The sequence below is a fragment of the Vibrio sp. EJY3 genome, from assembly GCF_000241385.1.
In the GTDB taxonomy this organism is placed as follows: Bacteria; Pseudomonadota; Gammaproteobacteria; order Enterobacterales; family Vibrionaceae; genus Vibrio; species Vibrio natriegens.
In genome coordinates, this window is the sequence record NC_016613.1 from 3,187,721 (window position 1) to 3,199,905 (window position 12,185).

Annotated in this window: 12 protein-coding genes; 4 read left to right on the forward strand and 8 right to left on the reverse strand. The window is 46.3% G+C overall.

Features of this window, described 5'->3' with window-relative positions:
* The first annotated feature begins 98 nt into the window (after positions 1 to 98).
* The 4 genes from VEJY3_RS14435 to crp all read left to right on the forward strand — a co-directional run bounded on the left by VEJY3_RS14435 (position 99) and on the right by crp (position 3,286).
* On the forward strand, positions 99 to 1,106 hold the full coding sequence (locus VEJY3_RS14435; RefSeq protein WP_014233186.1) for a hydrolase: 1,008 nt from the start codon (positions 99 to 101) through the stop codon (positions 1,104 to 1,106).
* Between the two features lie 87 nt (positions 1,107 to 1,193).
* A complete protein-coding gene (locus VEJY3_RS14440) occupies positions 1,194 to 1,406 on the forward strand; it encodes a YheU family protein (RefSeq protein ID WP_014233187.1) in 213 nt (70 codons plus the stop codon).
* A 137-nt stretch (positions 1,407 to 1,543) separates the two neighbouring features.
* Complete coding sequence (locus tag VEJY3_RS14445; RefSeq protein ID WP_014233188.1) at positions 1,544 to 2,413, forward strand: phosphoribulokinase; 870 nt, start codon at positions 1,544 to 1,546, stop codon at positions 2,411 to 2,413.
* A 240-nt stretch (positions 2,414 to 2,653) separates the two neighbouring features.
* The gene (crp, locus tag VEJY3_RS14450; RefSeq protein ID WP_005381432.1) at positions 2,654 to 3,286 is read left to right on the forward strand and encodes a cAMP-activated global transcriptional regulator CRP; all 633 of its coding nucleotides are present in this window, start codon (positions 2,654 to 2,656) and stop codon (positions 3,284 to 3,286) included.
* Between the two features lie 100 nt (positions 3,287 to 3,386).
* Here the strand turns inward: crp and VEJY3_RS14455 are convergent, their stop codons facing one another.
* From VEJY3_RS14455 to rlmB, 8 genes are all read right to left on the reverse strand, one after another.
* Positions 3,387 to 4,178, reverse strand: coding sequence for a DUF1338 domain-containing protein (locus VEJY3_RS14455; RefSeq protein WP_014233189.1), 792 nt, complete (start codon positions 4,176 to 4,178; stop codon positions 3,387 to 3,389).
* 223 nt (positions 4,179 to 4,401) lie between these two features.
* Complete coding sequence (astD, locus tag VEJY3_RS14460; protein WP_014233190.1) at positions 4,402 to 5,859, reverse strand: succinylglutamate-semialdehyde dehydrogenase; 1,458 nt, start codon at positions 5,857 to 5,859, stop codon at positions 4,402 to 4,404.
* Between the two features lie 28 nt (positions 5,860 to 5,887).
* Entirely contained in the window at positions 5,888 to 6,907 is a 1,020-nt protein-coding gene (gene astA / locus VEJY3_RS14465) for an arginine N-succinyltransferase (RefSeq protein WP_014233191.1), read from the reverse strand.
* A 216-nt stretch (positions 6,908 to 7,123) separates the two neighbouring features.
* A complete protein-coding gene (locus tag VEJY3_RS14470; RefSeq protein WP_014233192.1) occupies positions 7,124 to 8,335 on the reverse strand; it encodes an aspartate aminotransferase family protein in 1,212 nt (403 codons plus the stop codon).
* Between the two features lie 361 nt (positions 8,336 to 8,696).
* Positions 8,697 to 9,284, reverse strand: a complete 588-nt coding sequence (locus VEJY3_RS14475; RefSeq protein ID WP_014233193.1) for an aminodeoxychorismate/anthranilate synthase component II — start codon at positions 9,282 to 9,284, stop codon at positions 8,697 to 8,699.
* A gap of 218 nt (positions 9,285 to 9,502) precedes the next feature.
* Positions 9,503 to 10,519: a tryptophan--tRNA ligase gene (gene trpS / locus VEJY3_RS14480; RefSeq protein WP_014233194.1), complete on the reverse strand. Its 1,017-nt coding sequence runs from the start codon at positions 10,517 to 10,519 to the stop codon at positions 9,503 to 9,505.
* Positions 10,520 to 10,633: 114 nt separating this feature from the next.
* Entirely contained in the window at positions 10,634 to 11,320 is a 687-nt protein-coding gene (locus VEJY3_RS14485; RefSeq protein ID WP_014233195.1) for a phosphoglycolate phosphatase, read from the reverse strand.
* Positions 11,321 to 11,412: 92 nt separating this feature from the next.
* The gene (gene rlmB, locus VEJY3_RS14490) at positions 11,413 to 12,156 is read right to left on the reverse strand and encodes a 23S rRNA (guanosine(2251)-2'-O)-methyltransferase RlmB (protein WP_014233196.1); all 744 of its coding nucleotides are present in this window, start codon (positions 12,154 to 12,156) and stop codon (positions 11,413 to 11,415) included.
* Between the last annotated feature and the right edge of the window lie 29 nt (positions 12,157 to 12,185).

Below are 12,185 nucleotides of genomic sequence, written 5' to 3' on the forward strand. Positions count from 1 at the left end.
TTGAAGTCATTTAGGTATAAAGTACCTATAATATTTATAAAGGATTATATTAATAAGTTCTCCCATGGATGTTGGAGGACGCATAAGAGCAGTTAGGTATGACACAATTTTTAGCAGCCGCTGGGATGAAAAACCCACACCTCCAGACCCTTCTACCACGCTTTATTCGTAAAAAAGCGTTGTTTGCCCCTGTCTGGCAAACGCTGGATACCACGGATGGCGATTTTCTTGATATCGCCTGGAGTGAAGATCCAAACAAAGAAACCGCTCAGCACAAACCTATTTTTATCCTGTTTCACGGCTTGGAAGGCTGCTTCTACAGCCCTTATGCCAACGGACTCATGAACGCGTTTGCTCAGTCTGGCTGGCTTTCGGTGATGATGCACTTTCGTGGCTGTAGCGGAAAGCCAAACAAAAAAGCCCGCGCTTATCACTCAGGAGAAGTGACAGACGCTCGCTTTTTCCTTGAACATCTTGAAAAGCAATTTCCGGACAACCCTAAAGTCGCCATTGGTATTTCCTTAGGGGGGAATATGCTGGCAAACTACTTAGCGCAATATCAAGATGACCCGATATTGAAAGCGGCAACGATTGTGTCAGCTCCTCTCGACTTAGCGGCTTGCGCTAACCGCATTGAACAGGGTTTTTCCAAGGTTTACCGTCGCTATTTGCTTTCATCTTTAAAACGGAACGCCTTACAAAAGCACACGTTACTCCATGGTGAGCTGGCGCTCTCTTACAATTCAATCAAGCGTGTCACGCGCTTACAAGAGTTCGACGATTTGATCACCGCCCCTCTGCATGGGTTTAAAGATGCTCAAGACTATTACACCCAATGCTCTGGGCTGAGCAAGTTACAACAAATCAAACTGCCGACTCTGATCATTCACGCTAAGGATGACCCATTTATGACTGATGAGGTTATCCCTAAGTTTGTACTGCCCGCCAATATTGACTATCGCCTGTATGAACATGGCGGGCATGTTGGTTTTATCTCAGGGTCTGCATTAAAGCCGAAGTTTTGGCTCGAAGAAGCGCTGCCATCCTATTACGAGAGTATCGCTGCGGATCACCTTTCTGCTGTATCGAAACGTAAGACACAGTAGACTTGGAGAAGTTGGCCTTTAGCACTCAGTTTTTTGCTGCAAAGGTCAACATAGACTAACCACTCGTCATAAAATTTTGAGGTATTTATGATCATTCCTTGGCAAGACATTGCGCCAGAAACACTGGAAAACCTGATTCGTGAATTTGTTCTGCGTGAAGGGACAGATTACGGCACGTTGGAAGTATCTCTACAAGATAAGATCGACCAAGTTAAATTACAGTTAGAGAAAGGCGAAGCGGTTATCGTGTATTCCGAACTGCATGAAACGGTGGATATTCAATTAAAAGCAAAGTACTAGGTTCTTTTCCCCAAGCCCTTCACACTTTACCGTACCCCACCCGATGACAAGCCGTTGTTACGTGCTATAGTGGACCATCACTTGTGCAGTAGATGCCTGCTGCACTTAAAGGAAAGTAATTTTCGACAAGGTTTGTCATGTCAGCTAAACACCCAATTATTGCAGTTACCGGCTCATCCGGAGCCGGCACGACCACTACATCTGAAGCCTTCCGTAAGATGTTCAATATGATGAACGTCAAACCAGCCTGGGTTGAAGGTGACAGCTTCCATCGCTTTACTCGCCCGGAAATGGATATAGAAATTCGTAAAGCGCGCGAGCAAGGCAGACACATCAGCTACTTTGGTCCTCAGGCCAATGACTTTCCTGGCTTGGAAAAGTTTTTCCGCCAATATGGCGAAGAAGGTACTGGCAGCATACGTCGCTATCTGCACACCTTTGATGAAGCAGTACCGTATAACCAGATGCCAGGCACTTTCACGCCGTGGCAAGACCTACCAGACAACAGCGACGTACTCTTTTATGAAGGGCTGCACGGTGGCGTGGTCGATGGTGAAGTGAATGTATCGCAACATGTCGATTTTCTGATTGGCATGGTACCGATTGTGAACTTGGAATGGATCCAAAAATTCGTCCGGGATACACGTGACCGCGGCCACTCAAGAGAGGCCGTCATGGACTCCATCGTACGCTCGATGGATGACTATCTGAATTACATTACTCCGCAGTTTTCACGTACTCATATCAACTTTCAGCGCGTGCCAACCGTGGATACATCGAACCCACTCAACGCGAAAGGCATCCCGAGTCTGGATGAAAGTTTTGTCGTCATCCGACTACGTGGGATCAAGAATGTCGACTTCCCTTACCTGTTGGCCATGATTGACGGCTCGTTTATGTCACGTCACAACACGATAGTGGTGCCGGGCGGTAAGATGAGTTTTGCAATGGAGCTGATCGTGAGGCCTATCCTACAACAACTGATAGAAACAGGAAAAATTGGCTAAAAATCTCGCTTTCGGAGTGTTTACTTTTCATACCGTGATCATGTGCACAGTTTTGCGTACAAAATAGCAACCATGGCACGATTAAAATCAAGAAATCATCCTAGAAAAAGGATACTATTTCTTACCGAAACACAAGATAGCTTGCAGCATATAAAAAGTGCTCTTATTCTAGTAAGCCTGATTCAGGCTTAGCTAAAATATGGATAGCGCAAGCGTACCCTGCAGAGGAAGTGAGATATTATGGTTCTAGGTAAACCTCAAACCGACCCGACATTAGAGTGGTTTCTTTCACACTGTCACATTCATAAGTACCCTTCAAAGAGCACGCTGATTCACGCAGGTGAAAAAGCTGAAACCTTGTACTACATCGTTAAAGGTTCTGTTGCGGTTCTTATCAAAGACGAAGAAGGTAAGGAAATGATCCTTTCTTACCTAAACCAAGGAGACTTTATTGGTGAACTTGGTCTATTCGAGGAAGACCAAGAGCGCACAGCTTGGGTTCGAGCTAAATCTCCTTGCGAAGTTGCTGAGATTTCTTTCAAGAAATTCCGTCAGCTTATCCAAGTAAACCCAGACATCCTAATGCGTCTTTCTGCGCAGATGGCTCGTCGCCTTCAAGTAACCAGCCAAAAAGTGGGTGACCTAGCGTTCCTAGACGTAACTGGTCGTATCGCTCAGACGCTTCTGAACCTTGCAAAACAACCAGACGCGATGACTCACCCAGATGGCATGCAAATCAAGATCACTCGTCAAGAAATCGGTCAAATCGTTGGCTGTTCTCGTGAGACAGTTGGTCGTATCTTGAAGATGCTAGAAGAGCAGAATCTAATCTCTGCGCACGGTAAAACTATCGTAGTTTACGGTACTCGTTAATCTAAGATTCGAGTAACGCAAATAAAGAATAAAGCCACCAATGGCAACATTGGTGGCTTTTTATTTAGATCAGAAAAACGTATTGCTAGCCGAGAAGGCCTTAACCGTTAGTGCTCTCAAAGATTTTATCAGCCGAGGCTGCAACAAAACCCGGATAAAGCTCACCATTTTCCATTGGGTAGCGTTTCGCGAATTCGTAAAAACCACCCGGAATGATCTCAGAGCCTTCTGTAAAGTTAACCGGCACTTTATCTGCCATAGTTGAAGACTGTTCTAACAGGACTTCAGGCGAGCCTTTCACTTCACCACCCGACTCGTTAATCACAAATCCAGCTTGGCGTAAGTGATCGTTCACTTGCTTCACTTCATCATGCTGATTCAGTTGATTTACACTGACCGTGAAGTGGTTAGCGCCGTATCCATGAGCCGCCAGCCAGGACGCGTATTCACTCTCTTTTGCCAAAACCTGGTAATCTGCAAAACTGAGATCCCATAAGCGGCCGCCATGTAAAAATGCGCTATCTGCGAGTTTATCTGCATCCACTTGTGCTGCCAGTTTAGCAACAATCGCTTGTAGCTCTGGCGAACACTCTTCTACTTTGAGCTCACTGATGAACACTTTAGGCTGTTTTGGGTCTGGGTGCTCGTAGTGCTTAGCGACAAGCTTTTTGCTTTCAAATAGATAATCACCACACGCCTTGTAACCAATCGCTAAAAATGGCTTCGCCAGCGTCTCAATGCCAAGAGGCTCAACATTGAATGTGCGCAGTGCAATATGGTCGTTAATCAAAGGCTCATCTTCTTGAAGAAGTTGATGAACTTTAGCAGCAGAGGGGCAAAGACGCTGAATGTAGTCTTGCCATAAAGATTCAAATAACACATCAGGGGTCATAACGGCTCCTTGTTACGAGATGTAGGGTAAGAATGTTGGCGGCTCGTTCACAGCGCTAACGCTATCCAGAATAATGAACGAGCAGCCTAACCTGTGATGAAGTATCAGTCAGTCACACACTCATTTTTAATTATTTTCATGCCGACCTCATTAAGACTCCATACTTTAATGATGCATCGGCAATCCGAGCCACGAAGTACCGCCGTGGCTCTATTGTTGAAACTTAAAGTTCTACACCTGGGCTCAATGTCGCAGGAAGCAGTGTTTCGCCACCTTCCATTGATGCCATTGGGTAAGCACAGTAGTCAGCCGCGTAGTATGCGCTTGGACGAAGGTTACCAGATGCACCAGGACCACCAAACGGCGCGTCACCACTTGCACCGGTCAACTGACGGTTGCGGTTTACGATACCTGCGCGGATGTGGTCAACAAAGTATTCCCACTCTTGGTCGTCGGTTGAAACCAAACCTGCTGAAAGACCAAAGCGAGTATCATTCGCCAGTTCCACTGCTTTCTCCAAGCCTTCGTAACGTACAACTTGCAGCAGTGGGCCGAAATATTCTTCATCTGGCAACTCAGCGATATTCGTCACATCAATGATGCCCGGAGAAACAAACGCCGCTTCACCCGCTTTCGCTTCGATTAGGCTCTCTCCACCCAGTGACTGTAGGTTAGCTTGCGCATCAAGAATGAACTTCGCCGCCGCAACAGAAATTTGTGGTCCCATAAACGGTGCTGGTTCTGCAAATGGTTGGTCTACGCGAATCTTATTCGTCGCTTCAACCAATTTAGTAATCAATGCATCACCTTTTTCACCAAACGGTACGTACAGGCGACGTGCACAGGTACAACGCTGGCCAGCACTGATGAATGCAGATTGAATGATGGTGTAAACCGTTGCGTCTAGATCACCGTAGTTATCAGAGATAACCATTGGGTTGTTACCGCCCATTTCTAGCGCTAACATTTTGCCAGGTTGACCTGCAAATTGGCGGTGCAGAATGTGGCCAGTGTTTGCACTACCGGTAAATAGGACACCGTCGATGCCTTTCGCATCCGCTAGGGCAATACCAGTCTCTTTCGCGCCTTGAACCAGGTTAATCACACCTTTAGGCAGACCTGCTTCTTCCCACAGTTTCATCGCCAGCTCGCCAGTCCAAGGCGTTTGCTCTGATGGTTTGAATACCACTGTATTACCAGCTAAAAGAGCAGGAACAATGTGGCCGTTTGGCAGGTGACCTGGGAAGTTGTAAGGGCCAAATACCGCCATCACGCCCAAAGGACGATGACGCAGAACGATTTGGTTACCCGCCGCTTCACGCGTTGCTTCACCAGTGCGCTCATGGTAAGCGCGGATTGAAATTGCGATCTTACCTGCCATTGCTGCCGCTTCTGTGCGGGTTTCCCAAATTGGTTTACCCGTTTCTTTCGCGATCACTTCAGCAATTTTTTCGCTGTTTTCTTTCACTTTTTCTGCAAACGCCAGCACGATGGCTTCGCGCTCTGCAAATGGACGATTTTTCCAGTCAACAAAAGCTGCACGAGCCGCCGCTACAGCTTGGTTTACTTGCTCAGCCGTCGCACCTTTGCCGTGCCAAATCACTTCCTGATTGTATGGAGACAGTGACGTAAACTCTTCACCCTGACCCTGTACCCATTCACCTGCAATCCAATGTGTCATTGTTACTATCCTTAAATTCTGTCGTCTGTTACTGCGGTAGAAGGCGAACGAAGTCCCCTTCCTCGACTAAAAGTGCGTCGGCAAGTTCTGGTGCTAGTACAACACTCTGTGTTTCAGGGTCATACGCTGCTTTTGCTGCTGCGGCACGGAAGTTCTCGAATGATGCGTTACACATCAGGAAGTCTTGCGTGCTGTTATGTGCTGCGATTTTTACTCGAGCACGGAACGAATGACGCACAGATTCAACATTGCGCAGATCGCACTCTACCGTTGGACCTGCATCGAAAATGTCGACGTAGCCACGGTTAGTAAATCCTTCACGCTCCAGAAGTTTGAGTGCCGGACGCGTTTTGTCGTGCACCTGGCCAATCACCGCTTGTGCTTCTGGGCTGAGTAAGTTGATGTAGATTGGCAGCTTAGGCATTAAGTCCGCGATAAAGCCTTTCTTACCAATACCTGTCAGGTAGTCCGCAAGAGTGAAGTCAATCGAGAAGAAGTGTTCTTGTAACCACTGCCAGAATGGAGAATTACCATTTGCATCAGAGACACCACGCATCTCAGCAAAAATGGTTTCAGAGAAACGCTCTGGGTGCTCTGCCATCATTAAGAAACGGCATTTAGACATCAGGCGACCATTCAGACCCTGGCGGAATTTCTCACGCAAGAAAAGAGTACAGATTTCGCTGTTACCCGTGTAGTTATTACCAAACGTCAGCAACTTCACTACATTATTCACGCCTAACTTAGGCGATGAGTGAACGACTTTACTGATGTGGTAAGAGTAGAAAGGTACATCCCAACCAATAGATGCTTCGATTCCGGTCGTACCTGCAACTTCACCCGTTTCAGAGTCAAAGCCGACCATTAGGTAGCCTTCATCACCCGGCTCATTTACGTCCGGTTTGCTAAAGCTGTACTCTGAATGTTTGATTCGATTGGTTAACAGTTCTTCGTTAACCGGTAGAGATGTAAATCCGTGACCAGACTCAACCGCACAAGTGTGCAGCGAATCATAATCCGACATCGCGATAGGGCGAACTACTAGCATCAATACTCCCTCCAGATGCAAGAAAATCCTAATAAACCTTAACCAGGGATAAGAAAGTCGTAACAACTTCAACTTTCATTTCGTTACTAAAGCCTTCAGTCGGTGCTGACTGGCTTAAATTATCCCGAGTTGAGGTTATTTATATTTTAGGAAAAACTCCCCCGTCAGAAATCCTTAACGGGGGTAAATACGTTGACGTTTATTCTGTTGTATCGCTTACACTAAAGTCGCGATCGCTTTATCCAGTTTCGCCAAACCTTCTTCAATTTCTTCTTGTGTAATAACCAGTGATGGTGTGAAACGCACGACGTTCGCGCCCGCAATCAGTACCAACAGGCCTTCTTTACCCGCAGCGACCAATACATCACGTGCGCGACCTTTCCATTCTTCGTTCAGTGCTGCACCTAGTAATAGGCCTTTACCACGCACTTCTGAGAAGATGTTGTATTTTGCGTTGATTGCTTCCAAGCCTTCACGGAACATTGCTTCACGCTCAAGAACGCCAGCCAATGTTTCAGGCTTAGTGACTTCGTTTACCACCGCTTCGGCTACTGCACATGCCAGTGGGTTACCACCGTATGTTGAACCGTGAGTACCAACTTTAAGGTGCTCAGCCAGTTTTGCCGTTGTTAGCATTGCGCCGATAGGGAAACCGCCACCTAGTGATTTCGCTGTGCTTAGAATATCTGGTGTGATGCCAAGACCTTGGTACGCGTAGAAGTGACCTGTACGGCCGTTACCTGTTTGAACTTCATCAAAAATCAATAGTGCGTTGTGCTTGTCACACAGCTCACGTACTGCTTGAGCAAATTCTGGTGTTGGTGGCACGATACCGCCTTCACCTTGTAGTGGTTCCATCATCACTGCACAGGTACGGTCTGAAATGTGCGCCTGAAGCGCTTCAATGTCGTTGTATGGTAGGTGTGTTACGTCACCTGGCTTAGGACCAAAACCATCAGAGTAAGCTTCCTGACCGCCCACCGTTACCGTAAAGAACGTACGGCCGTGGAAGCCTTGTTTGAATGCGATGATTTCTGATTTTTCAGGACCATGTACATCGGCAGCGTAACGACGAGCCAGTTTTAGTGCCGCTTCGTTCGCTTCTGCGCCAGAGTTAGCAAAGAAAACACGCTCAGCAAAGCTCAATTCTGTCAGCGTTTTAGCCAGACGAAGAGCAGGCTCGTTAGTCATTACGTTACTTAGGTGCCAAAGCTTCTTGCCTTGCTCAGTTAACGCTTCTACCATCGCAGGGTGACAATGACCCAGACAGCTCACCGCAATACCACCAGCAAAGTCGATGTATTCATTACCTTCCTGATCCCAGATACGTGAACCTTCACCTTTCACCGGGATCATTTCCATTGGGTTATAACAAGGTACCATCACCTCATCGAATAAACCGCGCTCTACTTTAATTTCCGTTGTCATCGCACATTCCTTCTTAATACCGCATGCTTAGCAGATAAGCGAACTTAATCGGTTCCCTTTACCAGCAAATAATGTTTTGCATTTAAGCTATCGCGGCATTGTATTTACATTCAATTAACCATTTCAATAGTGATTTATTCTTTTTACATTGACTCAAAACTGCCAATAATCACCACTCGTGATTATTTATGCATGAAGAAACAAAAATAGCGAAGATTTTTTTTATAAAAGGCTGGTAATACAGGAGCTAGAAGAAGAAAAAAGAAATGAATAAGGCGAGGCAGAATAGTGAAACGCATAGTTTTGCAATCCACTCATACCGCCTAAAAGATGAATTATTTGTTAAGAAAAGTGATCAAGATCAGATCAGTTCACGCGCTAGAAAGTTTGCCAGCAGTTCATGGCCCTGTTCTGTTTTGATAGATTCAGGATGAAATTGCACCGCATCAATGGGCAGTGTCTTATGTTGGTAGCCCATGATTTCATCCATACTGCCGTCTGGTAGTTCTGTCCAGGCGGTCAATTCAAACACATCAGGTAATGTTCCATTCTCAACCACAAGAGAGTGGTAGCGCGTCACAGTAAGAGGATTATTGAGGTTTTTAAACACACTGCGGCCATTGTGACGTACTGGAGAGGTTTTGCCATGCATCACTTGTCGCGCACGTACCACGTTTCCACCAAAGGCCTGAGCAATGGCTTGATGCCCCAAACAGACACCCAGAATTGGCAGCTTACCTGCAAAGTGCTTAATCGCTTGTAACGAGATCCCCGCTTCGTTTGGCGTACAAGGACCAGGAGAGATGACTAAGTGAGTCGGATTAAGTGCTTCAATTCCCTGAATATCGATTTCGTCATTGCGCACTACCTTTACCTCTGCGCCAAGTTCGCAAAAATACTGATAAAGGTTATAAGTGAAAGAGTCGTAGTTATCGATGATCAACAACATAAGGTGTCGCTTGCTCCCAATCCGTTTGGCATTACCGTCTCAACCACACTTTTGTGATATATGGAGGGCGGTATTTTGCAACACCAAACCAGAAAGGCAAGTTTTTACTGAATAAAAAGCCCGTATATACTCACACGCGAAGTCTATTCACGGTCAACAGATCAAAAAAAGCTCCGCATTACGGAGCTTTTTAGAAGACTGTGTACTTAACGCTATGACTATGGACGAGTCACAAAACCTACCGCTGCGTAAGCTTTCTTCAACGTCTCTGCTGCACGAGCCGATGCTTTTTCTGCACCTTGCTTCATCACTTCATCCATATAAGCACGATCGGCACGAATACGGTGGTATTCAGCCTGAATTGGCTCAAGCATAGCCACAACCGCTTCACCAACGTCTTTCTTGAACGGACCGTACATTTCTACACCTTTGTACTTCGCTTCGATTTCTTCAAAGCTCATACCTGTCGCCGCTGAGTACAAGCCCATTAGGTTTGCGATACCCGCTTTGCTCTCAATATCATGACGAATACTTGGTGGTGTTTCTGTGTCTGTTTGCGCTTTGTTGATCTTCTTAATGATCGACTTAGGCTCTTCAAGCAGCGTGATAACGTTCTTACGGTTGTCATCTGATTTCGACATCTTCTTAGTCGCGTCCTGAAGGCTCATTACGCGGGCATTCACCGTCGGGATATATGGCTCAGGAACCGTAAAGATTGGGCTCTCTGGCGAATAGATGTTGTTGAAACGCGTTGCGATATCACGTGCTAGCTCAAGATGCTGCTTCTGGTCGCTGCCTACTGGCACCTGATGTGCGCCATAAAGCAGAATATCTGCTGCCATAAGCACTGGGTAATCAAACAAACCAACATTCACGTCGTTCGCGTAGCGAGCTGATTTGTCTTTAAACTGAGTCATACGGCTCAACTCACCCATCTGAGTGTAACAGTTAAGAAGCCAACCTAGTTGAGCATGCTCTGGTACGTGTGACTGAACGAATAGCGTGCTCTTCTTAGGGTCAACACCCACAGCCAGACAGATCGCCAGTGCATCCAGAGTTGCTTCATGTAGCGCTTTAGGGTCCTGACGAACCGTAATCGCATGAAGGTCTACTACACAATATTGGCAATCATAATCGTCTTGCATCTGGTGCCATTGACGTAGAGCACCCAAGTAGTTACCGATACTTAGTTCACCTGAAGGTTGAACACCACTCAATACAATGGGTTTGCTCATTAGAATGATTCCTTTGACTTCTTAATCTAATTAAATGAAAAACCGCGCACTTTTTGATGCACGGTTAGCTCAGTGTACTCATTAACAAGTATTTTGGAAGATTTTTTGTCGCGCTTATGCAGAAACGGCGACAACTTCCAATAATTCCGACATCTTGTCTGCGACAAAGTCCGGATTTGATGCAGAAATTGGCTCACCATGGTTGTAACCGTAAGTTAAACCAAATGAGGTACAGCCTGCGTTTTTCGCGGCAAGGATGTCGTTTTTCGAATCCCCTACCATTAACATTTCGCCCGGTTGAACCTTATGTTTTTCCATCAACCAGTTCAGTGCCACTGGGTTTGGTTTTTTCTCAGGGAAAGCATCACCACCCAACACATCGACAAAGTAATGGGCAATGCCATGTTGCTCCAGGATATGCGGTACAAACTTAGAAGGTTTGTTCGTAACGACTGCAAGGGTAAAACCCGCTTGGTGCAACTCTGCCAGTGTCTCTTTTACTGTTGGGTAAAGGTGACTCAGTTTATGACCGCTCTGCTCGTAAAACTCATCAAACAGTTCTCGCGCTTCTGCACGTAGCTCTTCACTAAGTTCAGGGTTGATGGTCAGACTTTGACTCAAAGAGCGACCAATGAGTACATCTGCGCCATTCCCGACATAGTCACGAACTTGCTCTATTGATACCGATGGGTAACCAAGAGCCTGAACAGCCTGGTCTGCCGCGATGGCCAAATCGGGTACGCTATCAAGCAATGTACCGTCTAAGTCAAAGGCGATGAATTTTATAGATTGTTGAGTCATAACTTCCCTACGCATGAGCTAAAAATAACAAAGGATGGTTGCCCATCCTGAGTTTTGGTCATTGTCACTGACCTTTAAAATTGGTTCTACGCCTATTTTGAGGCTAGTCGCTGACGCACCGCTTCAAACAAACAGATGCCAGACGCAACCGATACATTCAGGCTTGATACACTACCTGCCATTGGAATTTTAATCAAATCATCACAGGTTTCACGTGTCAAGCGGCGCATACCATCGCCTTCCGCGCCCATTACAATCGCCAGAGGCCCTGTCAATTTCGCTTGGTAAATATCGTGTGTCGCTTCACCAGCAGTACCAACAAACCAGATGCCTTGCTCTTGCAGCGTACGCATCGTGCGAGCTAGGTTAGTTACACGAATCAGTGGCACCACTTCAGCTGCGCCACACGCGACCTTACTTACTGTCGCATTCATCGGTGCTGAACGATCTTTTGGCACTATAATAGCTGCTACGCCAGCAGCATCCGCATTACGCAGACACGCACCAAGATTGTGTGGATCCGTCACACCATCCAGCACAAGTAAAAGCGGTGATTCATGTTGCGCCAGAATCGCATCAATGTCATTTTCATTCAGCTGCTTTGCCGCTTTTACGCGTGCGATGATGCCTTGGTGGTTCGCACCTTGTGCTTTATCATCCAAGGTCTTACGTGTCATTTGCTGAATGGAAACGCCACATACCTGTAAATCGTTCAGGATTGGCATTAAACGATCATCTTGGCGCCCTTTTAGCACGTACGCTTCGATAAATCGTTCGGGTTCACGTTCCAATACCGCTTTCACGGCATGAATACCGTAAATAAAATCGTTACTCATTATTTAACCTGTTGTTCTGATGACACCAA